Origin of the sequence: Pseudomonas triclosanedens (assembly GCF_026686735.1) — a bacterium.
Lineage (GTDB): Bacteria > Pseudomonadota > Gammaproteobacteria > Pseudomonadales > Pseudomonadaceae > Pseudomonas > Pseudomonas triclosanedens.
In genome coordinates this window covers 1,072,312-1,097,472 of the sequence record NZ_CP113432.1, presented here as the reverse complement: position 1 = coordinate 1,097,472, position 25,161 = coordinate 1,072,312, and the positions used below count along the sequence as shown (strand labels likewise).

General features: G+C 67.0%; 18 protein-coding genes. 10 read left to right on the top strand and 8 right to left on the bottom strand.

Going from position 1 to position 25,161, the window contains the following annotated elements; genetic code table 11:
- Positions 1-29: 29 nt before the first annotated feature.
- The gene (locus OU419_RS28875; protein WP_302328877.1) at positions 30-2,048 is read right to left on the bottom strand and encodes an aminotransferase class I/II-fold pyridoxal phosphate-dependent enzyme; all 2,019 of its coding nucleotides are present in this window, start codon (positions 2,046-2,048) and stop codon (positions 30-32) included.
- Positions 2,049-2,329: 281 nt separating this feature from the next.
- Here OU419_RS28875 and arnB point away from each other — a divergent pair, with 281 nt between their 5' ends.
- The 8 genes from arnB to OU419_RS05150 are packed head-to-tail and all read left to right on the top strand — an operon-like array spanning position 2,330 to position 11,205.
- Positions 2,330-3,469 (top strand): UDP-4-amino-4-deoxy-L-arabinose aminotransferase, encoded by a 1,140-nt coding sequence (gene arnB / locus OU419_RS05185; RefSeq protein ID WP_254471061.1) that lies wholly within the window; start codon positions 2,330-2,332, stop codon positions 3,467-3,469.
- A gap of 7 nt (positions 3,470-3,476) precedes the next feature.
- Positions 3,477-4,484, top strand: a complete 1,008-nt coding sequence (gene arnC, locus OU419_RS05180; protein ID WP_254471062.1) for an undecaprenyl-phosphate 4-deoxy-4-formamido-L-arabinose transferase — start codon at positions 3,477-3,479, stop codon at positions 4,482-4,484.
- On the top strand, positions 4,481-6,499 hold the full coding sequence (gene arnA / locus OU419_RS05175) for a bifunctional UDP-4-amino-4-deoxy-L-arabinose formyltransferase/UDP-glucuronic acid oxidase ArnA (protein ID WP_254471063.1): 2,019 nt from the start codon (positions 4,481-4,483) through the stop codon (positions 6,497-6,499). The genes arnC and arnA overlap by 4 nt, the downstream gene beginning before the upstream one ends.
- Positions 6,499-7,383 carry a 4-deoxy-4-formamido-L-arabinose-phosphoundecaprenol deformylase gene (gene arnD / locus OU419_RS05170; protein WP_254471064.1) on the top strand — a complete coding sequence of 295 codons (885 nt, stop codon included), beginning with the start codon at positions 6,499-6,501 and terminating at the stop codon, positions 7,381-7,383. The genes arnA and arnD overlap by 1 nt, the downstream gene beginning before the upstream one ends.
- The gene (gene arnT, locus OU419_RS05165) at positions 7,380-9,026 is read left to right on the top strand and encodes a lipid IV(A) 4-amino-4-deoxy-L-arabinosyltransferase (RefSeq protein WP_254471065.1); all 1,647 of its coding nucleotides are present in this window, start codon (positions 7,380-7,382) and stop codon (positions 9,024-9,026) included. The genes arnD and arnT overlap by 4 nt, the downstream gene beginning before the upstream one ends.
- Positions 9,023-9,367, top strand: coding sequence for a 4-amino-4-deoxy-L-arabinose-phosphoundecaprenol flippase subunit ArnE (arnE, locus tag OU419_RS05160; RefSeq protein WP_254471066.1), 345 nt, complete (start codon positions 9,023-9,025; stop codon positions 9,365-9,367). The genes arnT and arnE overlap by 4 nt, the downstream gene beginning before the upstream one ends.
- Positions 9,364-9,795, top strand: coding sequence for a 4-amino-4-deoxy-L-arabinose-phosphoundecaprenol flippase subunit ArnF (arnF, locus tag OU419_RS05155; protein WP_254471067.1), 432 nt, complete (start codon positions 9,364-9,366; stop codon positions 9,793-9,795). The genes arnE and arnF overlap by 4 nt, the downstream gene beginning before the upstream one ends.
- Before the next feature lie 21 nt (positions 9,796-9,816).
- Complete coding sequence (locus tag OU419_RS05150; protein WP_254471068.1) at positions 9,817-11,205, top strand: UDP-glucose dehydrogenase family protein; 1,389 nt, start codon at positions 9,817-9,819, stop codon at positions 11,203-11,205.
- Positions 11,206-11,393: 188 nt separating this feature from the next.
- Here OU419_RS05150 and OU419_RS05145 read toward each other — a convergent pair whose 3' ends face one another.
- Genes OU419_RS05145 through ptsP form a run of 3 tightly spaced genes read right to left on the bottom strand, consistent with a single transcriptional unit; the run spans position 11,394 to position 16,990 of the window.
- Entirely contained in the window at positions 11,394-13,133 is a 1,740-nt protein-coding gene (locus tag OU419_RS05145) for a PTS fructose-like transporter subunit IIB (protein ID WP_254471069.1), read from the bottom strand.
- A gap of 36 nt (positions 13,134-13,169) precedes the next feature.
- Positions 13,170-14,105 (bottom strand): 1-phosphofructokinase, encoded by a 936-nt coding sequence (gene pfkB, locus OU419_RS05140; RefSeq protein ID WP_254471070.1) that lies wholly within the window; start codon positions 14,103-14,105, stop codon positions 13,170-13,172.
- Entirely contained in the window at positions 14,105-16,990 is a 2,886-nt protein-coding gene (gene ptsP, locus OU419_RS05135) for a phosphoenolpyruvate--protein phosphotransferase (RefSeq protein WP_254471071.1), read from the bottom strand. The genes pfkB and ptsP overlap by 1 nt, the downstream gene beginning before the upstream one ends.
- 205 nt (positions 16,991-17,195) lie before the next feature.
- On the opposite strand from ptsP, the gene cra reads away from it, so the two are divergent.
- Both cra and OU419_RS05125 read left to right on the top strand, forming a co-directional pair.
- Positions 17,196-18,188, top strand: a complete 993-nt coding sequence (cra, locus tag OU419_RS05130) for a catabolite repressor/activator (protein ID WP_254471072.1) — start codon at positions 17,196-17,198, stop codon at positions 18,186-18,188.
- Positions 18,189-18,192: 4 nt separating this feature from the next.
- Positions 18,193-18,972, top strand: coding sequence for a TatD family hydrolase (locus OU419_RS05125; protein ID WP_254471073.1), 780 nt, complete (start codon positions 18,193-18,195; stop codon positions 18,970-18,972).
- A gap of 124 nt (positions 18,973-19,096) precedes the next feature.
- Here the strand turns inward: OU419_RS05125 and OU419_RS28975 are convergent, their stop codons facing one another.
- The 4 genes from OU419_RS28975 to OU419_RS05105 all read right to left on the bottom strand — a co-directional run bounded on the left by OU419_RS28975 (position 19,097) and on the right by OU419_RS05105 (position 25,121).
- The gene (locus tag OU419_RS28975; RefSeq protein WP_408004947.1) at positions 19,097-19,801 is read right to left on the bottom strand and encodes a methyl-accepting chemotaxis protein; all 705 of its coding nucleotides are present in this window, start codon (positions 19,799-19,801) and stop codon (positions 19,097-19,099) included.
- Between the two features lie 1,556 nt (positions 19,802-21,357).
- Positions 21,358-22,194, bottom strand: a complete 837-nt coding sequence (ampE, locus tag OU419_RS05115; RefSeq protein WP_254471075.1) for a regulatory signaling modulator protein AmpE — start codon at positions 22,192-22,194, stop codon at positions 21,358-21,360.
- Positions 22,191-22,754: a 1,6-anhydro-N-acetylmuramyl-L-alanine amidase AmpD gene (gene ampD / locus OU419_RS05110; protein WP_254471076.1), complete on the bottom strand. Its 564-nt coding sequence runs from the start codon at positions 22,752-22,754 to the stop codon at positions 22,191-22,193. The genes ampE and ampD overlap by 4 nt, the downstream gene beginning before the upstream one ends.
- 87 nt (positions 22,755-22,841) lie before the next feature.
- The gene (locus OU419_RS05105) at positions 22,842-25,121 is read right to left on the bottom strand and encodes a DUF1631 domain-containing protein (RefSeq protein WP_254471077.1); all 2,280 of its coding nucleotides are present in this window, start codon (positions 25,119-25,121) and stop codon (positions 22,842-22,844) included.
- Positions 25,122-25,161: the final 40 nt, after the last annotated feature.

Below are 25,161 nucleotides of genomic sequence, written 5' to 3'. Positions count from 1 at the left end.
TCATCGATGCGCCGACAGCGCGGCATCGCTCAGCGATTCTGGTGCGCGTTGACGAACTGCCGGCAGCGCTCGCTGCGCGGCCGCGAGAAGACCTCCTCAGGCGTGCCCTCCTCTTCGATCAGCCCCTTGTGGAGGAACGCCACGTGGCTCGATACATCCCGGGCGAAGGCCATTTCGTGAGTGACCAGGATCATCGTCCGCCCCTCATCCGCCAGCGAGCGGATCACCCGCAGCACCTCTCCCACCAGCTCCGGGTCGAGCGCGGAGGTCGGCTCGTCGAACAGCATCACCTTCGGCCGCACCGCCAGGGCACGGGCGATGGCGACGCGCTGCTGCTGCCCACCGGAAAGAAAGGCCGGATACTCGTGGCGCTTCTCCGCCAGACCGACGCGTTCGAGCAGCGCCTCGGCGCGCTCGCGGGCCTCGGGCTTGCTCTCGTGCAGAACGAAGGTCGGCGCCTCGATCAGGTTCTCCAGCACCGTGCGATGCGGCCACAGATTGAAGCTCTGGAAAACCATGCCCAGTTGCGAACGGATGCGGGTGAGCTGCTTCTGGTCGGCCACCATCGGCTCGCCGTGGCGATTGCGCGCAAGGCCGATGGTCTCGCCGCTGACGGTGACCGTGCCCTGGTTGGGAATCTCCAGCATGTTGATGCAGCGCAACAGCGTGCTCTTGCCCGACCCGCTGGCGCCGATCAGCGAGATCACCTCGCCCTCGCGAGCCGACAGCGACACGCCCTTGAGCACCTCGAAGTCGCCGAAACGCTTGTGGATATCGCGGACCTCGATCACCGGCCTGCTCGCGGCCTGCGGCTCTCGCGGGAGCGGATCCGCTGCGCGACCGGCATCGGCGCGCGGCGCATCGCGGCCGGCAGCCGCAGGAAGTGACTCGACGAAGCGGATCATCCGCGCGCAAGCCTCCGCCATGCTCTCGTCGCTCAGGCCGAACGACAGCCGCACGAAGCCTTCCGCCTGCGGACCGAAGGCCGCCGCGTCCAGTACCGAAACGCCGGTGGCGCGGAACAGTTGCCAGGCGAAGTCCAGCGAGCTCAGGCCGGTGTCGCGCACATCCACCATGACGAACATGCCGGCCTCGGGGCAAAGCACTTTCACCCGGGGGCAATCGCTCAACGCAGCGACCACCAGGTCGCGGCGCCGGCGATACACCGCGCGCATCGCCGACACCACCTCGTCGTGACGCTCGACGGCAACCCGCGCCGCCTCCTGAACGAAGCCCGGCAGGCCGTAGAACATGTTCAGCGCGAGGTTTTCCAGGTGTCTCACCAGCGTCGGGTTGGCGACGATCCAGCCGGCGCGCCAGCCGGTCATCGCATGGGACTTCGACAGGCTGCCGATACTCAGGGTGCGCTCGGCCATCCCCGGCAGCGCGGCGAATCCCTGGTGCTTGCGCTCGAACGTCAGCCCCTCGTACACCTCATCGACCACCACCCACAGGTCATGGGCACTCGCCAGTTCGGCGATGGCCGACAGCTCCGCGCGATCAAGCACGACACCCGTTGGGTTGTTCGGATTGGCGAAGAAGATCGCCCTGGTGCGAGCAGTGATGGCGGCCGCCAGGTCGGCGGCAGCGGGACGAAAGCCGTTGGCGGGCCGGGTCGGCACCGGCACCAGCGTCGCGCCGGTGGCTTTCAGCGTGGCCTCGTAGGTCACGTAGACCGGATCGAAGACGATCACTTCGTCGCCCGGCTCCAGCAGGCACATCGCGGCGGCGAACAGGCCGTTCTGCGCGCCGGCGACGACGATGACGTTCTCCGCCGCCACCGCCTGCCCGCATCGGCGCTGGTGCAGCGCCGCAATCGCCTGGCGCAGCTCCGGCTTGCCGGCTACGTCGCTGTAGTGAGTGTCGCCGGCACGCAGCGAGGCAACGGCGGCATCGGTGATGAAATCCGGTGTGGCGAAGTCGGGATCGCCTACGCTGAGAATGATGACGTCCTGGCCAGCGCGCTGGGCGGCGATGGCAGCGTAGTGAATGTCCCAGGCAGCAATGCCGGGTCCGACCATCCTGTCCACAAGCGACGAGTAGCGCATGCAAGGCCTCATCCGAATGACGGAAACCCGACGAATGGCAGTGATTCTCAGCGTCGGATAGTGGGGCCACCATAGCCAAGGATGAACGAGTGTTCAACAGCGTTTTCCGACATTGGGCATGTCGTTTTCAGAATGTTCTACACCCTGCTGCAGATCAGGGCATTGACAGTTTCGAGGCGAGTGGAGAGGGCGAACGACAGTTCCACGACACCCACTTAACGGGTTCTTAACGATTGGGCACTTAGATTTCCAATACTTGTTGAGAGAGCTACTGGCCAAACATGGACTCGAACTTCCTCCCCTTCTCCCGCCCAAGCATCGGCGAGGAGGAAATCCAGGCGGTCAATCAGGTGCTGCGGTCGGGCTGGATCACCACCGGGCCGAAAAACCAGGCGCTGGAGCAACGTTTCGCCGAATCCATCGGCTGCCGCCATGCCATCGCGGTCGCCTCGGCCACTGGCGGCATGCACCTGGCGCTGCTGGCCCTGGGCATCGGCCCGGGCGACGAAGTCATCACCCCGTCGCAAACCTGGGTGTCCACCGCCAACATGATCTGCCTGCTGGGCGCGACACCGGTGTTCGTGGATGTAGACCGCGACACCCTGATGACCGACGCGGCGCGCATCGAGGCGGCGATCACCCCGCGCACCCGCGCCATCATTCCCGTGCACTATGCCGGCGCCGCCGCCGACATGGACCCGATCAACGCCCTCGTCCAGCGCCACGGCATCGTGGTGATCGAGGATGCCGCCCATGCCGCCGGCACCCGCTACCGGGGGCGCCCGGTGGGCAGCCAGGGCACCGCGATCTTCTCCTTCCACGCGATCAAGAACATGACCTGCGCCGAAGGCGGCATGTTCGTCACCGACAACGATGCCCTGGCCGACCGCGTGCGCATGCTGAAATTCCACGGTCTGGGCGTGGACGCCTACGACCGCCTGACCCACGGCCGCAAGCCGCAGGCCCAGGTGATCGAACCCGGCTTCAAGTACAACCTCACCGACATCAACGCCGCCATCGCGCTGGTCCAGCTCGAACGCCTGGAGGCGATCAACGCCCGCCGCGCCGAGCTGGCAGCGGCCTACCACGAGCGCCTGTCCGGCCTGCCGGTGGAGCCCCTGGCGCTGCCGGACTACCCGCAGCACCACGCCTGGCACCTGTTCATCCTGCGTATCGACGCCGAGCGCTGCGGCATCGACCGCGATGGCTTCATGCAGGCACTACAGCAACGCGGCATCGGCACCGGCATCCACTTCATCGGCAGCCACCTGCACAGCTACTACCGCCAGCGCTTCCCCGACGTCAGCCTGCCCGAGACCGAATGGAACTCGGCGCGCCTGTGCTCCATCCCCCTGTTCCCTGACATGACCACCGGCGATCTCGACCGCGTGGTGGATGCCATCGAAACCATCACCCGGTGACGCCATCGTGAAACCCTATCCGATCAACCGCGTGTCCATCGTCATTCCGGTCTACAACGAAGAGGAAAGCCTGCCCGAGCTGCTGCGCCGCACCACCACTGCCTGCGACTCGCTGGGCCGCGACTACGAGATCATCCTGATCGACGACGGCAGCCGCGACCGCTCCGCCGACCTGCTTCTGGAGGCCGCCGAGGCCCCTGGCAGTCGCGTCGTGGCCGTGATCCTCAACCGTAACTACGGCCAGCATGCGGCAATCATGGCCGGCTTCGAGGAATGCCGTGGCGACCTGATCATCACCCTCGACGCCGACCTGCAGAACCCGCCGGAAGAAATCCCGCGCCTGGTCGAACAGGCCGCGCTGGGCTACGACGTGGTAGGCAGCGTGCGCCAGAAGCGCCAGGACTCGGCACTGCGCCGCTGGCCGTCGAAACTGATCAACCTTGCCGTACAGCGCTCCACCGGCGTCGCCATGAGCGACTACGGCTGCATGTTGCGCGCCTATCGCGCCAGCATCGTCAAGGCGATGCTGGCCTGCCGCGAGCGCAGCACCTTCATCCCGATCCTGGCCAACAGCTTCGCCCGCCACACCACCGAAATCCTGGTCGGCCACGCCGAACGCGAACATGGCGAGTCGAAGTACGACTTCATGCGCCTGATCAACCTGATGTTCGACCTCGTCACCTGCATGACCACCACGCCGCTGCGCCTGCTCTCGCTGGTGGGGGGCGCGATGGCGGTGGCCGGTTTCTGCTTCGCCCTGCTGCTGCTCACCCTGCGCCTGATGTTCGGCGCCGCCTGGGCTGGCCACGGCGTGTTCGTCCTGTTCGCCGTGCTGTTCACCTTCACCGGCGTGCAACTGGTCGGCATGGGCCTGCTCGGCGAGTACCTGGGCCGCATGTACAACGACGTGCGCGCGCGCCCCCGCTTCTTCATCGAGCGCATCGTGCGTACCCGCAGCGCTCTGGAAAACCGTCCCGCAGTTTCCCCTGCCCCTCTCGAGTCCATCCAGCCATGACCCAGCAGACCATCGTTTTCGCCTACCACGATATCGGCTGCGCCGGCATCGAGGCGCTCATCGAAGCCGGCTACCGGATCGACGCCGTGTTCACCCACGCCGACGATCCCAAGGAAAACCGTTTCTACGGCTCGGTGGCGCAACTCTGCGCGCGCCACGGCATCGCCGTGCACGCCCCGGAGGACGTCAACCATCCGCTGTGGGTGGCGCGTATCCGCGAAATGCAGCCGCAATTCATCTTCTCGTTCTACTACCGCAACCTGCTCAGCGAAGAACTGCTGGCCTGCGCCTCCAGCGGCGCCTACAACCTGCATGGCTCGCTGCTGCCGCGCTACCGTGGCCGCGCACCGGCCAACTGGGTGCTGGTCAACGGCGAAACCGAGACCGGCGTCACCCTGCACCGCATGGTCAAGCGCGCCGATGCCGGCGCCATCGCCGCCCAGCAGCGCGTGGCAATCGCCCCGGACGACACCGCCCTGATCCTCCACGGCAAGCTGCGCCAGGCGGCCCGCGAACTACTGGCCGACGCACTGCCGAAACTGGCCCGCGGCGAACTGCAGGAAGTGGCCCAGGACGAGTCCCGCGCCAGCTACTTCGGCCGCCGCACTCCCGCCGACGGCCTCATCGACTGGCAGCGCCCGGCGCGTGAACTGCACAACCTGGTGCGCGCAGTCACCCAGCCCTATCCCGGAGCCTTCGCCCCGGTCGGCGAGCGCAAGCTGATCGTCTGGAGCTCCCGCGTGGTGGCCGGCAACGGCGGCCGCGAGCCTGGCTCGGTACTGGCCATCGATCCGCTGCGCATCGCCTGCGGTGAAGACTCCCTGGAAATCCTCTCCGGCCAGCAGGGCGATGCCGGCCTGTTCCTCGCAGGCAGCCAACTGGCCCGCGAAATGGGCCTGGTGGAAGGCTCGCGCCTGCACGGCGCGCCGCGCAAGGCCAAGCGCAAGACCCGCGTGCTGATTCTCGGTGTCAACGGTTTCATCGGCAATCACCTGTCCGAGCGTCTGCTGCGCGATGGCAACTACGAGGTGTACGGCCTGGACATCGGCTCCGACGCCATCGAGCGCCTGAAGAGCAACCCGGACTTCCACTTCGTCGAAGGCGACATCAGCATTCACACCGAGTGGATCGAGTACCACATCAAGAAGTGCGACGTGGTGCTGCCGCTGGTGGCCATCGCCACTCCGATCGAATACACCCGCAACCCGCTGCGTGTATTCGAACTGGACTTCGAGGAAAACCTCAAGCTCGTACGCTACTGCGTGAAATACAACAAGCGCGTGATCTTCCCGTCCACCTCCGAAGTGTACGGCATGTGCGCCGATGCGAACTTCGACGAGGACCGCTCCAACCTCGTGGTCGGCCCCATCAACAAGCAGCGCTGGATCTACTCGGTCTCCAAGCAACTGCTCGACCGGGTGATCTGGGCGTACGGCCAGAAGGGCCTGCGCTTCACCCTGTTCCGTCCGTTCAACTGGATGGGTCCGCGCCTGGACCGCCTCGACTCCGCACGCATCGGCAGCTCACGCGCGATCACCCAACTGATCCTGCACCTGGTGGAGGGCACGCCGATCCGCCTGGTGGATGGCGGGGCGCAGAAACGCTGCTTCACCGACGTCGACGACGGCATCGAGGCACTGGCGCGCATCATCGACAACGACGGCGAACGCTGCGACGGGCAGATCATCAACATCGGCAACCCGGACAACGAAGCAAGCATCCGCCAGCTCGGCGAAGAGCTGCTGCGCCAGTTCGAGGCGCATCCGCTGCGCAACAACTTCCCGCCCTTCGCCGGCTTCCGCGAGGTGGAAAGCCGCAGCTTCTACGGCGACGGCTACCAGGACGTCTCGCACCGCAAGCCAAGCATCGAAAACGCCCGCCGCCTGCTGGACTGGCAGCCGAGCGTGGAGCTGTCCGAAACCATCGGCAAGACACTGGACTTCTTCCTGCGCGAAGCGCTCGCCGAACGCTCCGGTGGCGTACCTCATGCCCTGCCGCTGAAAAGCATCGCGTGATGCAGGCAGGACTTCGCATCGATGTGGATACCTACCGCGGCACCCGTGACGGGGTGCCGCGTCTACTGGACATCCTCGACGAAGCCGGCATCAAGGCAACCTTCTTCTTCAGCGTCGGCCCGGACAACATGGGCCGCCACCTGTGGCGCCTGATACGGCCGCAGTTCCTGTGGAAGATGCTGCGCTCCAACGCCGCCGGGCTGTATGGCTGGGACATCCTGCTGGCCGGTACCGCCTGGCCGGGCCGCCCCATCGGCCGTGACCTGGGCCACCTCATGCGGCGCGCCTGGTTCGCCGGCCACGAGATCGGCCTGCACGCTTGGGACCACCACGGCTGGCAGGCCAACGCCGGACGCTGGCCATCGCGCCAGTTGGTGGAGCAGATCCGCCTTGGCGTCGATACTCTGAGCGATATCCTCGGGCAGCCGGTGGAATGCTCCGCCGCCGCCGGCTGGCGCGCTGACGAGCAGGTGATCGAAGCCAAGGAAAGCTTCGGCTTCCGCTACAACAGCGACTGTCGCGGAAACTCGCTGTTCCGCCCGGTGCTGGCCGACGGTCGCCTCGGCACACCGCAGATTCCGGTGGATATGCCAACCTTCGACGAAGTGGTGGGCCCGCAGTTGCAGGCAGCCGACTTCAATGACTTCATCCTCAGCCGCTTCCGCGAAGGAGCGCTGAACGTCTATACCGCCCACGCCGAAGTGGAAGGGATTCTCATGGCCAACGATTTCCGCCAGTTGCTCGAACGCGCCCGCCAGCGCGATATACGTTTCCATACCCTCGGGGAACTGCTGCCCTCCGACCCCGCGTCGCTTCCCGCCGCGCACCTGGTGCGTGGTCAACTGGCCGGCCGCGACGGCTGGCTGGGGGTGCAACGGGCATGAAGCGTCTTGCCTATCCGACGCTGCTTGCCGCGTTCATCCTCTGCATCCTGTTACCGCTGTGTTTCCACGGTCTGTGGATCCCCGACGAAACCCGCAATGCGCAAATCACCCAGGGCATGCTGCAGAGCGGCGACTGGGTATCGCCGCATCTGCTGGGGCTGCGCTACTTCGAGAAACCCATCGCCGGCTACTGGATGATCGCCGCGAGCCAGGCGCTGTTCGGCGAAAACCTGTTCGGCGTACGCTTCGCTTCGGCGCTGGTAACGGCACTGAGCACCCTGCTGGTGCTGCTGGTCGCCCGCCGGATGTGGAGCGACCCGCGCCGTACCTGGGCCGCCGCGCTGCTCTACGGCAGCTTCGCGCTGATCGCCGGGCAGGCCGGCTACAGCAACCTCGATCCGCAGTTCACCCTCTGGGTGAACCTCAGCCTTGTGTCCGTCTGGTTCGCTTTCGACGCAGCAACGACGCGCGGCCGCCTGTCAGCCTGGGCGCTGCTCGGCGTCGCCTGCGGCATGGGATTCATGACCAAGGGGTTCCTGGCCCTCCTGCTGCCGGTGATTGTCTCCCTGCCCTACGCCATCCTGCACGGCCGCCTGCGCCAGCTACTGGCCTATGGCCCGCTCGCGGTGCTGGTCGCAGCCCTGGTCAGCCTGCCGTGGGCACTGATGATCCACGCCCGCGAGCCGGACTTCTGGAACTTCTTCTTCTGGCATGAGCACATCCGCCGCTTCGCTGGCGACGACGCACAGCACGGTCGGCCCTTCTGGTTCTTCGTGCCGCTGCTGTTCGCCACCGCGATGCCCTGGGCGGTGCTCATAATCCCGGCGCTGCGGCGCGGCTTCACCGGCCTGCGCGACCCCCGGCTGGGCTTCCTGGTGCTCTGGTTCGCCATGCCGTTCCTCTTCTTCAGCCTGGCCAAGGGCAAGCTGCCGACGTACATCATGCCGTGCTTCGCTCCGCTCGCCCTGCTGATGGCGGACAGCCTGGCCGACGCGCTGCAACACGGACGCCAGCGCATGCTGCGGCTGAGCGGCGCTCTCAACCTGGCGGTCGGCGTAGTCGCGCTGATCGCCCTTGTCGTCCTGCAACTGCGCCATCCGCTGTACAAGGGCGAAACTCCCAGCGTGCTGCTGGTGGGGCTGGCCTGCATCGTCTGGCTGGTCTGCGGGGCCCTGCAACTGCTGCGCCCGACGCAACTGTGGGCCGCTCCGGCCTTCGCCCTGTGGATACTGGTGGCACTGGTGCCCACCGCCTTGCCCAAGCGCCTGGTCAACAGCAAGATGCCCGACCAGTTCGTCCTCGAACATCTGGACGAACTGCGCAACGCCAACAGCCTGCTGAGCAACGACCTGGGTGCGGCCACCGCACTGGCGTGGCGCACTGGTCGCGCCGACGTCACTCTGCTCAACACCGTCGGTGAACTGAAGTACGGCATCGGCTACCCGGAAGGTGCCGGACGCAGCCTGACGCTCAAGGAAGTCGACGGCTGGATCGCCAGGGCGCGCAGCGAAGGCAGCATCGGCGTGCTGCTGCGGGTCAACAGCGCGAGCGACGAACAGGACCTGGCGAGAATGCCCAGGGACGCCATCAGCTACCGGCAGAATCACCTGGTGGTCCTGCTGATTCCGAAGGCCACGCAGTGATCGCCGCGCTGCTGGCCAGCGTCTGCCTGCTGACCTGTCTGGGGCAGATCTCGCAGAAGCTCGCCGTGGAAAGCTGGCGCGGACGCCAACTCAGCCTGCCCGCCAAACTTTTCTCGCCGTGGCTGGTGCTGGCCATCGCCTGCCTGGGCGGCAGCCTGCTGCTCTGGCTGGTGCTGCTGCAACACCTGGACGTGGGCGTGGCCTATCCGATGCTCAGCCTGAACTTCGTACTGGTGACCCTTGCCGCCGGTGTGCTGTTCCACGAGCGCATCGATCTGCGCCACTGGTGCGGCGTTGCGCTGATCGTCGCTGGCGTCGCCCTGCTGGGGCTACAGTCATGAACACCACACGCGGTGTCGTGCTGGCGCTGGGCAGTGTGCTGCTGGTCAGCAGCGCACAACTGGGCATGCGCTGGAGCATGACGCGCCTGCCCGCCCCGCTGCAGTGGCTCGGCTCTCTGCCGAACCTCGACATCGCCGCGCTGCTGGTACTTGGCGGCGCGGTGCTGGGCTATGCCCTGTCGATGCTCTGCTGGCTGGTCGCACTCAACCACCTGCCACTGAGCCGTGCCTATTCGCTGCTCAGCCTGAGCTATGCCCTGGTCTACCTCGGAGCCGCCTGGCTACCGGGCCTGGGCGAACCGCTGAACCTGTCGCGCACACTGGGCGTCGGCCTGGTGATCGCCGGCGTCATGCTCATCAACACGCCCCGCGCCGCACGCCCCGCCACCGATCACGCAACACCCCCGGCGCCCACCGAGCGCCCCTGATACATCACCGGAAAACACAGCATGAAAATCAGCGTATTCGGAATCGGCTACGTCGGCCTCGTCCAGGCCGCAGTCATGGCCGAGGTCGGCCACGACGTCGTCTGCATGGATATCGACGAAGCCAAGATCGCCAAGCTCCAGCGCGGCCAGATCAGCATCTACGAACCCGGCCTCGCGGAGCTGGTGAAGGAAAACCTGGAAGCCGGCCGCCTGCACTTCACCAGCGACCCAGCGGTCGCCGCCGCCCACGGGCTGGTGCAGTTCATCGCCGTCGGCACGCCGCCCAGCGCAGATGGCTCGGCCGACCTGAGCGCGGTCTTCGCCGTGGCCGAGAGCATTGCCCACCATCGCCACCAGCCGGTGATCATCGTCGAGAAATCCACCGTTCCGGTGGGCACCGGCGACCGTATCAAGGCACACCTGCAACAGGTGCTCGGCGGTCTCGGCCGCACGCTGGAATTCGATATCGTCTCCAACCCCGAATTCCTCAAGGAAGGCTCGGCGCTGGCCGACTGCCGCAAGCCCGACCGTATCGTCGTTGGCTGCGAGCGTCCGGAAGTACTGGACACCATGCGCGAGATCTACGCGCCGTTCAACCGCAACCACGACCGCATCATCAGCATGAATCTGCGCAGCGCCGAACTGACCAAATACGCGGCCAACTGCATGCTGGCGACCAAGATCAGCTTCATCAACCAGATCGCCGAACTGGCCGAGCACATGGGCGCCGACATCGAGGCCGTGCGCCAGGGCATGGGCGCCGACCCGCGCATCGGCTACCACTTCATCTACCCCGGCTGCGGCTACGGCGGCTCCTGCTTCCCCAAGGATGTGCAGGCGCTGATCCAGAGCGCCAGCGAGGTGGACTGCTCGAACGACCTGCTGCGCGCCGTGGAGGCAGTGAATGCGCGGCAGAAGAACAAGCTGTTCCAGCGCATCCACCGTTACTTCGACGGCCAGTTGGCGGGGCGCACCTTCGCGCTCTGGGGACTGTCGTTCAAGCCCAACACCGACGACATGCGCGACGCTCCCAGCCGTACGCTGATGGAGGCGCTCTGGGCAGCCGGCGCGCAAGTGCGCGCCTTCGACCCGGAGGCCATGCCGGAGGCCCAGCGCCTGTACGGCCACGATGAGCGACTGGCCCTGATGGGGACACCGGAGGCCACCCTGGGCGGCGCCGACGCTCTGGTGATCTGCACCGAATGGCAACAGTTCAAGGCACCGGACTTCGAACTCCTGGCAAGCCGCCTGAAAGCACCGGTGATCTTCGACGGCCGCAACCTCTTCGACCCCGAACGCATGGCTCGCCACGGTTTCGAGTACTTCCCGATGGGACGTGGCGACTCGCACCGCCTACCCGTGCCGGCCGCCGAAACGGCGCGGGAGCCGCACAGGCAACGCAACGCCTGACCCGGCGCCTCGTACCCTCGCCCCCTTGCACGCGCGGGGCGGCTTGGAGCGCCGCGAGCGGCACACAACCCTGTTGATGGGTATCGCTGCGCTCCCCCATCCTGCGGCTATGGCTCGCTTCGACTCCGGCAGGGGCGCTTTCGCGGGAGCGGCGATACCCATCGAGCGGCCTGCGAACCTGCGGGTTCTCACGCCTTGCCCGGCGCCTGCTCGCCCAACACCATCATCGGTGCAGCCTCCGATCGTCTGAGCAGCGCGTACAGCACGCCGGTCACCACGCTGCCACCGGCAATCGCCAGGAGGTAGAGCAATGCGTGATTCATCGCGTTGGGGATCAGCAGCACGAACAACCCGCCGTGAGGCGCAAGCAGCTTGCAGCCGAACAGCATCGACAGCGCACCGGTCAACGCGCCACCGACAATGCTCGCCGGGATCACCCGCAGCGGATCCTTGGCGGCGAACGGGATCGCGCCCTCGGAAATGAAACACAGCCCGAGCACCAGGGCAGCCTTGCCGGCCTCGCGCTCGCTCTGGGCGAACTTGCGTCGGGCCAGCAGCGTGGCGATGCCCATGCCGATCGGCGGGACCATGCCGCCGGCCATCACCGCCGCCATCGGCGCGGAGCTCTGCGACGCGAGCAGGCCGACCGAGAAGGCGTACGCCGCCTTGTTGATCGGTCCGCCCAGGTCAACGCACATCATCCCGCCCAGCAGCAACCCGAGCAGGATGGCATTGGTGGTGCCCATGCCCGCGAGGAAGTCGGTCAGCGAGTGCATCATCGCCGCCACTGGCGAGCCCACCACGTAGACCATCACCAGGCCGGTGAACAGGCTGGCCAGGAGCGGGATGATCAGGATCGGCTTGAGCGCCGACACGCTGTCGGGCAGCGGAACCCATTGCGCGATGGCCCGCGCGCAATAGCCGGCCAGCAGGCCGGCGACGATGCCGCCGAGGAAGCCCGCGCCCAGCGTGCTCGCCAGCAACCCGCCGATCATGCCCGGCGCCAGTCCCGGGCGATCGGCGATGGACCAGGCGATGTAGCCGGCGAGCATCGGCACCATCAGCATGAATGCGGTATCGCCAATCGATTTGAGCTCCGCGGCGAAACTGCCCGGCGGAGGATTCAGCCCGAAGACAAACGACAAGGCGATCAGCAGGCCACCGGCGACCACCATCGGCAACATGAACGACACACCGGTCAGCAGGTGCTTGTAGACCCCGTGCGCTTCGTTGCCTGCCCTGGCGGGGCTGTTCGTAGCGCCGGCTTCCTCGCGTCCTTCGGCCAACGCGCGCCGCAAGGTTTCCTGCGGTTGCTTCAGTGCAACGCCGGTGCCGCAGCGGAAGATGCGCTTGCCGGCGAAACGTTCGGGGTTCACCTCGATGTCCGCCGCCAGCAGCACCACGTCGGCTGCCGCGATATCCTGTGCCGAAAGCGAATTGCGCGCGCCGACCGAACCCTGGGTTTCCACCTTGAAGTCGTAGCCCAGTTGCTGCGCCGCCTGCTGCAACGCCTCGGCGGCCATGAAGGTGTGCGCCACCCCGGTGGGGCAGGCGGTCACCGCCACCAGCCGTGCCGGCTGCCCCTCGGCCAGGGGCGGTGTCGACTGTTCGTCACCGCGCCATAGGGTGGCCTCCTGGGCGGCGCGCTGGAGGAACGCCGACGGATCGGCCAGTGCCTCTGACGGGCGCGCCTGCAACAGGCGCTTGCCGACGAAGCGTGAGAGATCCAGCGGTTGCGCACTTACCACCAGTACCCAGTCGGCCGCCGCGACCTGACCGTCGGCGAGGCACCGCTCCGGATGCTGCGGATCGCGCTGCTCGACGCAAACCGACCAGCCCAGGCGCTCGGCGGCGGCGCGCAAAAGGCGCGCGCTGAGCACACTGGTGATCTGGCCGTTGGGGCAGGCCGTGATAAGGGCAAGGTTCATCGTCATAGCCTCTTGTCGTTCTGGATGCGGCGCGGGTCAGGCCAGGGCCCGGACCTGCACGCCGTCTTCGATGCGGCTCAGGCGCTGCGCATCGCCTATGCCGAAGTCGAACTGGGTAACCGCCAGCGCCGCCACTGCCGTGGCGTGCCGCAACACGCGCTCGGCGGGCCAGCCGCAGAGCAGGCCGTGCAGCATGCCGGCGAGCAGCGAATCGCCCGCGCCCACGGTGCTGGCCACATCCACTGCCGGCGGCAGCGCCTGCCAGGTGCCTTGCGGGCCGAACCAACGCACGCCATCGGCGCCCTGGGACAGCACTACCTGCTCGATTCCCCGCGCACGCAGCGACTCGACCTGCGCGGCCGTTTCGGCGTCGCTGCCGGCCAGTTGCCCACAGGCCTCACCCAGCTCCTGGTCATTGGGCTTGATCAGCCACGGGCCTGCCTCGATGCCGGCGCGCAATGCCGCGCCGCTGCAATCGAAGGCGACCTTCAGACCACGGCTCTTCAAGCGCTGCAGCAACTCGCACAGCCACTGCGGCTCGATACCGCGCGGCAGGCTGCCGGCCACCACCGCGACCTCGAAATCGGCGCTGATCAGGTCGAGACGGTCCAGCAGCGCATCCTGCTGCGCCCCGCTCACCAGCGGGCCGGGGCCGTTGATATCGGTGATGCGTCCCGTGACTTCGGCCAGCTTGATGTTGCTGCGCGTCTCGCCCGGCACGCGGACGAACGCATCGACGAAGCCGCGCCGGCGGAACAGTGCGTCGAATGGCGGAGCGTTATCCGCACCTAGGAATCCGGTGACGGTCAGGTGGTGGCCCAGGTCGGCAAGGACCTGGGCGACATTCAGCCCCTTGCCCGCTGCCTGCACCAGCACCGATTCGCTGCGGTTCACTTCACCGACGTCCAGGTGCGGCAGGCGCACGGTCAGGTCCAGCGCCGGGTTGAGCGTCACCGTGAGAATCCGGGCCATCAGTTCACCTCCGGCAGCGCGCGGGCGACGCTCTCGCGCACCTCGCTCGCGGAGCCCAGGGCCAGTGCGGCGCTGGCCAGTTCACGGGCGAGCGGCAGGTCTATCTCGCGGACCCGCGCCTTGACCAGCGGGATGCTGCGCGCCGATACGCTCAACTCGTCCACTCCCAGCCCGACCAGCAGCGGCACGGCCTGGGCATCCGCCGCCAGCTCGCCACAGACGCCCACCCACTTACCATTGGCGTGGGCGGCGCGGACGGTCATGTCGATCAGTTGCAGCACCGCCGGATGCAGGCCATCGGCCTGGGCCGACAGCGTCGGGTGACCGCGATCGATGGCCAGCGCGTACTGCGTCAGGTCGTTGGTGCCGATGCTGAAGAAATCCACCTCGCGCGCCAGCACCGGCGCGAGCAAAGCCGCCGACGGTACTTCGACCATGATGCCGAGCTGCACCTCGTGCGCTCCGCCCAGCTCGGCACAGAGCTCCAGGGTCAGGTCGCGGGCCTGCCGCCACTCATCCACCTGCCCGACCATCGGGAACATGATGCGCAGCGGCCGGCCGGCGGCGGCCACCAGCAGCGCGCGCAATTGTGTGCGCAGGATCTGCGGACGCTGCAGGGTCAGGCGGATGCCGCGCACGCCGAGGAACGGGTTCTCCTCCTCCGGAACCGGCCAATAGGGCAGCGGCTTGTCGCCGCCCACATCGAGGGTGCGCACCACCAGCGGGCGCCCGCCAAGGGCATCGATCACGCTGCGGTACTCACTTTCCTGGGTCGCCTGGTCCGGCGCCTGCGGGTTGTCCATGAACACGAATTCGGTGCGCAGCAGGCCAACGCCTTCCGCCCCCAGTTCCAGCGCGGCCGACGTGCCGGCGGTATCGCCGAGGTTGGCGCAGACTTCCACCGCGTGGCCATCACGGGTCAGCGCTGCCTCATGGCGCCGCGCCTCGGCCTGTTCGGCACGGCGACGGCGTCGGGCGCGCTGGCGTTCGGCTTCGGCCAATGACTCGGCGCTGGGCGCAATCATCAATTCGCCGCGGTCGCCATCGAGCAGCAGGATGGTGTCCGGCGCCAGCGCCAGTACCGCCTCGCCGGCTCCCACCAGGGCGGGAATGCCCAAGGCGCGGGCGATGATCGCGCTGTGCGAGGTCGCACCGCCACGCGCGGTGAGAATGCCCGCCACGCGCTCGCGGTCGAGGCGCGCCACATCGGACGGGCCGACTTCGTCCATCACCAGGATGTAGGGCCGCTCGGGGACTACCGCGCCCAGATCGCCGCACAGGTAGGCCAACACCCGCCGGCCGATATCCCGCAGGTCCGCCGCGCGCTCGGCCAGCAGGGCGTCGCGCAATGCTTCCTGCTGGCTGGCGGCACGCTCGATCACCTGGCTCCAGGCCGCCTCGGCGCTGGCGCCCTCAATCAGGAGCGCCTGCACTTCGTCGGCCAGTTCCGGGTCTTCCAGCAGCGCCTGGTGCGTGACGAAGATGTCGCGGATCGCCGTAACCCGGGTGCGCTCCACCAGCACATCGATCTCGGCGGAAATCGCCTGCCGAGCGTCGTCCAGGCGCTGGCTCTCCACTTCGGGCGACTCGCCGCGCTCGGCGAACTCGAAGCGCCGCACCACTTGCAGATAAGCTGGCCCGCTGGCAATGCCGGGCGAAGCTGCCACAGCCTGCAGCCGGCTGCCGGCTTCGGGCGCACGGGGTGCCGCCGGCTCGCCCTGCTCCGCCTCAGCGGCAATCGGCTCGGGGTGTTCCGGCAGCGGCTCGACTGCCTCGCCCAGACCGTCTTCCACCGCCCGGCGAACGGCGGCCAGTGCGTCCTCGGCAATTTCCGGCTCGGCGAAGAACTCCAGTACCTGCCCGCGCCGCGCACCGAGGCTGAGCAGCTTGCTCAGGCTGCGGATGGAGACTGGCGCGCCGCCCTCGTCGGCGATACGCACGCGTATCTCGCCGCTGAAGTCCCGCGCCAGCAGCATCAGCACCTGCGCGGGGCGCGCATGCAGTCCGTGGGGGTTGGCCAGCGGCACGCGCAGGCTCGGCCAATCCACCGGCAACTCGCCGCCCAGCGCCTCCAGCACGCTGCGGCAGGAGGTGGCGCGCACCAGTTCGGCGGCGCGGCCATCCACCAGCAGATCGCCCAGGCGCGCGAGCATCGCATCATGTGCGTCCCCCTGCCTGGCCAGGCAGAACAGGCCGCGCACAGGCTGGCCGGCGTGGCTCAGCTCGCGCTGCGGCGTTACGAAGGCGAGCCCCGGGCGCACGACGCATTCGTCGCTGTGCAGCCACCACAGGCCCTCGCCCAGGGGCAACGCCTCGCCGTCGTGCAGGGCGGCGGCGAAACCGGGCACCACGCAGCCGGCCTTCTTCAGGCGCCGGGCCGCGAGCAGGGTGAGTTCGTCGAAGTCTTCGGCGGCCACGTCCAGGCCGACCAGTTGCGCATCCAGCAGCAGCGCCTGTGGCGCGCCACCGAGAAGGCGCAGCACGGCATCGGGGCTGTCGGCCCGGCGCAGCGCATCAGCCATGTCGCCATCGCCCAGGGCACGGGTCAGCAGTTGCAGCAGGCGCAGGTGTTCGTCGGATTTCGCGGCGATGGCGATGGCCAGGTACACCACCTGACCGTCCCCCCAGGCCACGCCCTCGGGGAAGTGCATCAGGCGCACGCCGGTGTGCCGCACCAGATGGCGCGTGTCCGGGGTGCCGTGGGGAATCGCGATGCCCTGGCCCAGGTAGGTGGAGCCTTGTGCCTCACGGGCCTGCAAGCCGGCGAGATAACCGGCGGCGACCAGGCCGTCGCCTTCAAGGACCGCGCCGAGCATGGCCAGGGCAGCCTGCTTGTCGGCGGCGCGCTGGCCCATGTGGACCAACTGCGCGTTCAATTCGAGCATCGCGTTCTCCTCGTCGGCGTTATTGCGTGCCGGCGGTTGGGGCGGTTTTCCGCTTGTACGGTGATCAGCTTAGAAGTAACCGGCGTGAGAGCGGCGGCCAGGCAGTGCGCCACGCCCGATGCTGAATCGTTTCACCTTTTGAGACTGGCACGTTACTCGATAATGCGTGATCCTTGAAGCCCCCAATTGTCGGTAGCCCATTGCGTTGAAACTCAGTGATATCGCCCGCCTGGCCGGTGTTTCGGTCACCACCGCCAGCTATGTGATCAACGGCAAGGCCGTGCAGCGACGCATCAGCGCCGCCACGGTGGAGCGCGTGCGCGCGGTGATCGAAGAGCACGGCTACCAACCGGACCAGCAGGCCGCCAGCCTGCGCCGTGGCCAGACCCGCACGCTCGGCTTCATCCTGCCGGACCTTGAGAACCCCAGCTACGCCAAGCTCGCCAAGCTGCTCGAACAGGGTGCCCGCGCGCGCGGCTACCAGTTGCTGATCGCCTGCTCGGACGACGAGCCGGACACCGAGCGCCAGGTGCTCAACCTGTTCCGCGCCCGGCGCTGCGACGCGCTGATCGTCGCCAGTTGCCTGCCCAGCGGCGACGACAGCCACGCCCGCCTGCAGGCCGACGGCGTACCAGTGGTCGCGGTGGACCGTCAGCTCGACCCACAACGCTTCTGCTCGGTGGTCAGCGACGACCGCGATGCCAGCCAGCGCCTCACTGCCAGCCTGCTGAAGCCGGCGCCGCGCAGCATCGCCCTGCTCGGCGCGAGGCCCGAGCTGATCATCAGCCAGGAACGTGCCGCCGGCTTCCGCAGTGCGCTGCGCGACTTCCAGGGCCAGGTTCTGGTGGAGCACGGCGAAACCTTCAGCCGCAACTGCGGCCGAAGGCTGATGGAGGATCTGCTGGTGAGCCAGGGCAGCCTGCCCGACGCTCTGATCACTACGTCCTATGTACTGCTCGAAGGTGTCTTCGACGTGCTCCAGGCGCTACCCGACGGCTGGCCGGAGAACCTGCGCCTGGCAACCTTCGGCGATACCCAACTGCTGGACTTCGTGCCGCTGAAGGTCAACGCGATTTCCCAGCAGCATGCGCTGATCGCCGAGCGCGCCCTGGACCTCGCGCTGGATGCCATCGAGCACAACACCTATACGCCAGGCGTCCACCCCATTGCGCGCAACCTCAAGCTGCGCACGGAGTGACCCCATGCAACTGATCGACACCCACAACCATCTCGACTGCCCGGACTTCGCCGGGGATCGTCAGGCGGTGTTGCGGCGCAGCCGTGAGCGCGGGGTGATTCGTCAGGTGCTGCTCGGAGTCTTCCGTGAGAACTGGGAGGATGTCTGGGCGCTGGCTGAGCGGGAGCCGGACCTCTACGCCGCCCTGGGCCTGCATCCGATCTACCTGGCACGCCATCGCCCAGAGCACCTGGCAGCGCTGCGCGAGTGGCTGGAGCGCCTGGCCGGCCAGCACAAGCTCTGCGCGGTGGGCGAGATCGGCCTGGACTATTACCTGGAAGACCTCGACCGCGATGGCCAGCAGGCGGTCTTCGAAGACCAGTTGCGCGCCGCCATCGACTTCGAACTGCCGGTACTGCTGCACGTGCGCCGTTCCCACGCGGCGGTGATCGCCACGCTCAAGCGCTACAGGCCTGCCCGCCAGGGCATCGTCCACGCCTTCGCCGGCAGCCGCGAGGAAGCCCGCGAGTACCTCAAGCTGGGCTTCCGCCTGGGCCTGGGGGGCGCACCGACCTGGCCACAGGCCAATCGCCTGCGCAAGGTGGTGCCGGAGATTCCGCTGGAGTCGATCGTGCTGGAAACCGATGCACCGGACATGGCGCCGGCGATGTATCCCGGCATGCGCAACAGCCCGGAGCACCTGCCGGACATCTGCGTGGCGCTGGCCGAGCTGAAGGGCATCGCGCCGGAGGAACTGGCCAGTGCCAGTACACGCAATGCGATGGAGCTGTTCGGCTGGACGTGAAGCGGCGGCCCGAGCCGATCGGCTTCGCCTCCGTGGCGCCGTTGTGAATTCACCGACAAGCCGGTGCCCGTGAGATGGGGTGCATCCTTGCGACCCACGGGCACCGGCCTGCTGGCGAAACCCTCTAGACCCGGAACGCCCCGATCAGGCGCTTGAGCTCGACGACCTGCCCGGCGAGCTCGCGGCTGGCACGCTCGGTGGCGCTCGCGCCCTCGGCCGTGCGTTCGCCAGCCTGGTTGATTTCGACGATGTTCTGGTCGATATCGTGGGCAACCGCTGTCTGCTGCTCGGCGGCGGCGGCGATCTGCTGGTTCTGGTCGACGATGGCGCCAACCGCCTGGAGGATGTTCTCCAGCGCCTGCTGTACCCGCGCCGACTGGCTGACGGTGCCGTCAGCGGTCTGGTGGCTGCTGCCCATCGCCTTCACCGCCGCGCCCACGCCGTTCTGCAGGCGGGCAATCATCTGCTCGATTTCCTCGGTGGACTGCTGGGTGCGCTTGGCCAGGGTCCGCACTTCATCGGCCACCACGGCGAAGCCACGGCCCTGCTCGCCCGCCCGCGCCGCCTCGATGGCAGCGTTGAGCGCCAGCAGGTTGGTCTGCTCGGCGATGCCCTTGATCACGTCCAGCACGCGGCTGATCGAAGCGCTATCGGCCGCCAGTTGATTGATCACCTCCACCGACTCGTCGATCTCGCCGGCCAGACGCTGGATACTGCCTACCTGCGACTCCACCAGGGCACGGCCGCTGGCGGTTTCCTGGTTGACGTTCTGCGCGCTGCCCACCGCCACGGCGGCGCTGCGCGCGACCTCCTGCGCGGTTGCGGCCATCTGGTTCATCGCAGTGGCGACCTGCTCGATCTGGTTGCGCTGGCCGGCCACCGCCTGGTTGCTCTCGGCGGAAACCGACTCGACACGTACGGTCTGCCGCTCCACCTCGGTGACGGTGCGGCCGACCTGCTCGATCAGGTCGTGGATCTTCGCCACGGTCTGGTTGAAGGCCTCGCCCAGATCGCCCAGCTCGTCCCGGCTCTGGGCACGGAAGCTGACTGTCATATCGCCAGCGGCGACGCGCTCCATCATCCGCCCGAGATTCTTGAGGGTAGTGCGGGTAGACACGTAGAAGCCGCCGTAGAGGTAGACGATGGCGAGGAATACCACCAGCAAGGCGGCCACCAGCAGCACCATCTGCCGCTGCTTGCTCGCCAGGCGCTCCTGCAGGGCGCCGTCGACGAACGACAGCACCCGGTCGTCGAGGCGGTAGGTCTTGTCCATCGCCTTGCTGACCTGCTCGTAGAAATCGGACCACGGCATGTCGAGGGTGTCGGCCATTACCACCTTGTCTTCGAACAGCTTGCCCAGGCTCTTGAGCGTTTCGCGGCTGGCCTCGGCATCGGCCGCCAGGGCTGCCTGCGCGGCGGCGCTGCCACCCAGGGCGTCCTGCAGCTTCAGGCTGTACTCGGCGTGAAGTTTCTCCAGCTCCTGCAGCAGGTCGTCGAATCTTGCGCTGGAAGAGGAATTGAGGAAGCCCTGGCCAAGCGCGCTGGCACCGATGGTACGGCCCTGGCTGAGGGTCTCGGTGACGTGTGGGGTGGTCGAGGTGATCAGTTCGGCCAGTTGGCGAACGTCACGAGCGTCGTCCTGGCTCAGGCCGCCCTGAGATACCAGCAGCTTGTTGAAGACCTGAATCCCGCTGAGCAGACGCCCGGCCATCGCCGCCTTGCTCTGCAGCGAGCCTTCGGTCTCGACGGCTCTCAGGCCGCTGAGTAGTTCGTCGCGCTTGGCGTTGAATTCGGCGATCTGCTCGGCGTCCTGGGTGACCGGCTGCAACGCGCCGATCTGTCCCTGAAGGTCCTTGTGCAACTGACCGATGCGTGAGTCCAGGCCTCCGCCCTTGTTGGACTGGCCCAGTACGCCGTTGATCTGCAACAGATCGTTGTAGGCTTCGAGCTGCCGGCGAATCTGCTGGCCGCTGCCGATCAACTGCAGGCTCTGCAGCTCGGCGCGGGTGCTGACGAACTGGCGATAGGAGTCACGCACCAGATAGAAATTGGTGATCAGCATCGGCAGGAAAAACAGCACGCTGATCAGGCTGAACTTCATACCGAAGCTCAGGCGGTTCATCAGCGCGATGGCCGGATAGAGCACAGTCCTCACAAAGACGTCTCCTGTTCCCGTTATTGTTATGTCGCTTGTCGGGGATGGCTGGCGGAACCCTGGACTGGTTCGCACCGCACGCGCGCCCACCGTGGCGGCCTGTGATGGGTGTCACAGGCAGGAACGGCTCGCACAGGCTTCTGTGTACCTGATATCGGCGGGGAGTTCTGTAACTTAAGGTTAAAATGCCATCACCGGACCAGCGGCTGCTGGCCGGTGTGGCGCCGCACTTAGAGCAGCAGCGTGCGGACAGCGAAGGCGGCGTACCAGAGCACCGCCGAGCGCACCAGCAGTTGCCACAGCGCATCGAGGCTGGCGACTCCCTTGGGCCCCAGGCCGCCTTCATTGAAGTCTTCGGCAACGTAGCCGGCCCGCGCCAGCAGACGCGCGGCGGGAACGTCCCAGGCCAGCAGGTCGTGCAGCAATGTGCGGCTGACAGCCACGAAATTGCCCACCAGGGCGAAACTCAATACCAGCGCCCGCGCAGGCAGCCAGTCGAAGGCGTGACGCAGTTGCTGCGCGCGCTCGCGCAGCACGGGCTGCCTGGCCTGCTCCGCCGCGATGGCGAGCAGACGGTAGGCCAGCGCTGCCACCGGGCCGAGCAGCGCGTACCAGAAGATCACTGCGAAGAATGCCTGGTAGGCCTGCCAAACGAGGGTGCCCTGGACCTGGGCCAGCAGTTCGTCGTCGCTGTCGGCCTGCACGCCCAGGTCACGTGCGGCGACGTGATAGGCGCCCTGGGCGTCTTCCCGCCGCCAGGCGTCGCGGAACGGCCCGATGGCGTGCAGCACGTCGCCGCGCCCGAGGCTCCAGACAACCACCAGCAGGTGTACGGGAAGCGCCAGCAGCCCATAGGCGACGGGCTCCAGGATCGTCAGCAGCAGTGCCAGCAACAGCAGTGGCGGCAGCACTGCCACCAACAGGCCAAGCCACGGCCGCGCCACCAGCGCCGGCACACCGCCCACCGTGTCCAGCCAGCCGAGCCAGAGACCGTCGCGCTGCAGGCGCGCGCGCCAGGAGGAAAACTTCTCGACCAGCAGTACCAGCAACAGCACCAGGAAACTCATATCGACTCCTCAGCTCCGATGGCTGTGAAATAGCGCGTCCAGTCGAACGCCTCGCCAGGATCGGTCTTGCGTTCGGGCGCGATATCGCAGTGCCCCTGGATGCGCGCCGGGGTGATCGCGGGGTAACACGTCATCAATTGCCGGGTCAGGCGTGCCAGCACCTCGTACTGGCGATCGCTGTAGGGATCGCAGTCGGTGCCCTCCAGTTCGATGCCGATGGAAAAGTCGTTGCAATTCTCCCGGCCGTCGAAGCGCGATACACCGGCGTGCCAGGCGCGGTCGTTGCAGGAAACGAACTGGAACAGCGAGCCATCGCGCTCGATCAGGAAGTGCGCCGATACCGTCATGGCGGCGATGCTTTCGAAATAGGGATGCTCGCAGGCGTCGAGGCAATTCCGGAAGAACGCCTGAACCTTGCGGGTGCCGAACTGGCCGGGCGGCAGGCTGATGTTGTGAATCACCAGCAACGACACCACTTCGCCCTCCGGGCGGGCGTTGAAGTTCGGCGAGGGACAGTGCTGGGCGTCATCGCACCAGCCGGTACGGGGATCGAGCTGCATGGAGGCTCCTTTACAGAACCCCACTCTAAAGCAGCCGTCCGGGGAATTGAACTCGCACAGCCGCCGCGCCGGTGAGGCGCGGCACGATCACGCGTTCTTCAGGCGGCGCAGGTTGCCGATCACCGACTCCAGCGCGCGGTCGAACAGCAGGGCATCGTCGAGCAGGCGCACAGCGTTGCGGCGGAACTCCAGGGCCAGGCCCATGCGGGTCTTTTCCAGCACCTTCATGCCGGTGCGGTTGACGAAGATATAGCGGCCGCTCGGGCGGATCACCGCGGCCAGCTTGCAACGCAGCTTGTGCTCTTCGTCTTCCTGGATTTCCACCCAGCTACCGACTCGCAGGTCGTCGACCTTGCGCAGCGACTCGTCATCATCGGCGAACACTTCTTCCGGCTCGGCCACCCGCGCTTCGCCGGGAGCGGCGAGGACGATCTCCTCGACCACCGCCATCATGGCGGCTTGTGGCGCGACGGCAACCGGGGCATCCGGCGACTCGTCGAGCAGCGGCAGGTCATCCGCCTCGTCGGCCGGCACTTCCTCGGCCTGCTTGTAGCGCTGGAATGCCTGCACATGCAGCCCTTCCAGGCGACTGAAGAACTCACCCGTGGAGAACGGATCGAGAGCCGCGGCGGCCAGGCCCTCACGCAGGGACTTGAGCAGTTGCGGCACCATTTCCAGCAGGCGCAGACGGGAATCCGGATCTTCGTGGGGCTCCACGCTCCAGATCAGGTCGTCCATCGTGGCCAGCGCCGCGTCCCATTCGCTGGAGGTGGTGCCGTGCTTGAGGCAGGTCAGCAGCAGCACCTTGCTCCAGGCTTCCTGCAGCAGGCGCACTACCACTTCCGGCAGCGTGCGGCCCAGCAGACGATCGTTGAGCACGCGCTCGACGTCCTGGCGGGCCAGCTCGGCGCGGGCGCGGCCTTCCTCGGCATCGCGGGTGCGCTGTTCGAGAAGGTCGCTGCGACGGCGCTCATCGCCGGTGAAGGCGATGAAATCGTCGAGAAGTTCGGAGAAGATCGCAGGATCGTCGACGAAATCATTCAGCAGGCGCATTACCACCTGCTCGATCTTCTGATATAGGGTGTCGCGCTGAACGTCGGTCTGCTCGCCCCAGCCGAGCGCCGCCGAAGCGATCTCGTTGAGCAGGCGACGGGCCGGGTGGCTGCCACGGCTGAAGAAGGTCTTGTCCAGCACCGCAACCTTGAGCATAGGGATCTGCATGCGGCCAATCAGCGCTTTCAGAGAGTCCGGCAGGGTGCGGTCATCGAGAATGAATTCGAACAGCATGGAAACGAGGTTGATGACGTCCTCGTCCACCTGGCCCACTACGCGGGAGCGGCCACTCTTGTTGCTGACGCGGGTAAGCAGATGATCGAGGTGCTGACGCACATCGATCTCGTCGATGCTCTGCGCCGGCAGGTGCGACTGCAGGTGCGAGAGCAGGCGCATCAGGTCATTGCTGGTGATCGGGACCGCATCGGCAGGCACCGCGCGGCTCGGTGCGATGGCGCTGCCACGCACCTGGGAGAGCAGGTCGCGCAGAGCTGCGAAAGCGGCCTGGGCGTCGCTATCCACGTGCTGCGTGGCCGAGCCCTGTTCCACCGCTTCGGCGGAAGATGCGGCGGCGCCAGCCTGGGCAGGCGCGGTGCGCTGCGGCGGACGACGCAATGGCACGGACTTGAGCTCTGGCAGTACGCCCAGGGAAACCAGGGTCTGGTTGGCCTCAGCGTAGAGGTGCTCGGCATCGGCCAGCACATACTTCTCGAACAGTTTGAGGATGATCAGCTTGACCTTGATCTCCACACCCAGTCCGCGGCACGCCTCGAGGAACGCCTCGCACAGCATGCGCGGCCCCAGCGGGTTGCTTTTGTCCTCTACCTTCTTGCTGACCAGCGTGTTGAAGCGCGTAGTGAGATGCGCCAGGGCCACGCCGTCGCGGCTCATCACCTTGGCGACCATTGCGTCCAGCGCTACGGCCTCTTCCAGCTCGTCGTTCTGAACCAGGGTGAGGTTGTCGTAGGAAACGCTGTCCAACGAGGGAGCTTTGCCGATCTCGTACTGGTTGAGGTTGGCGAACTGCTCGAAAACTTTTTGCAGGAAGCCACGCTCGATACTCTTGCGCTTGAGGCGCAGGTCGCGCATGGCTTCGAAATAGGAACTCTGTTCGGCGTTGTTGGAGGCACGGTCGGCCATCTCGAACAGGGTATCGTCGGCATTGTCGAACAACGCCTGCATCGCATGACGCAACTGCACGGCGACCTTGTCGCGCACGCTGACCAGCGCCGCAGGCAGACGCCCGGCGAACGAATTCGGCGACTGTTCGGGAGCCGACTTGTTCAGCGGCACTACATTCGCGTCGTTCTGCATCGCAAGTCTCCTGCCGTCAGGCCCTGGCCGGGCTTGCTGG

Coding starts and splice junctions, on each gene's coding strand:
- OU419_RS05150 (WP_254471068.1), top strand. CDS start 9,817: ATGAAAATCAGCGTATTCGGAATCGGCTACGTCGGCCTCGTCCAGGCC.
- arnF (WP_254471067.1), top strand. CDS start 9,364: ATGAACACCACACGCGGTGTCGTGCTGGCGCTGGGCAGTGTGCTGCTG.
- OU419_RS05145 (WP_254471069.1), bottom strand. CDS start 13,133: ATGAACCTTGCCCTTATCACGGCCTGCCCCAACGGCCAGATCACCAGT.
- pfkB (WP_254471070.1), bottom strand. CDS start 14,105: ATGGCCCGGATTCTCACGGTGACGCTCAACCCGGCGCTGGACCTGACC.
- arnB (WP_254471061.1), top strand. CDS start 2,330: ATGGACTCGAACTTCCTCCCCTTCTCCCGCCCAAGCATCGGCGAGGAG.
- OU419_RS28875 (WP_302328877.1), bottom strand. CDS start 2,048: ATGCGCTACTCGTCGCTTGTGGACAGGATGGTCGGACCCGGCATTGCT.
- arnA (WP_254471063.1), top strand. CDS start 4,481: ATGACCCAGCAGACCATCGTTTTCGCCTACCACGATATCGGCTGCGCC.
- OU419_RS05125 (WP_254471073.1), top strand. CDS start 18,193: ATGCAACTGATCGACACCCACAACCATCTCGACTGCCCGGACTTCGCC.
- ptsP (WP_254471071.1), bottom strand. CDS start 16,990: ATGCTCGAATTGAACGCGCAGTTGGTCCACATGGGCCAGCGCGCCGCC.
- arnD (WP_254471064.1), top strand. CDS start 6,499: ATGCAGGCAGGACTTCGCATCGATGTGGATACCTACCGCGGCACCCGT.
- arnT (WP_254471065.1), top strand. CDS start 7,380: ATGAAGCGTCTTGCCTATCCGACGCTGCTTGCCGCGTTCATCCTCTGC.
- ampD (WP_254471076.1), bottom strand. CDS start 22,754: ATGCAGCTCGATCCCCGTACCGGCTGGTGCGATGACGCCCAGCACTGT.
- OU419_RS05105 (WP_254471077.1), bottom strand. CDS start 25,121: ATGCAGAACGACGCGAATGTAGTGCCGCTGAACAAGTCGGCTCCCGAA.
- ampE (WP_254471075.1), bottom strand. CDS start 22,194: ATGAGTTTCCTGGTGCTGTTGCTGGTACTGCTGGTCGAGAAGTTTTCC.
- OU419_RS28975 (WP_408004947.1), bottom strand. CDS start 19,801: ATGGCCGCAACCGCGCAGGAGGTCGCGCGCAGCGCCGCCGTGGCGGTG.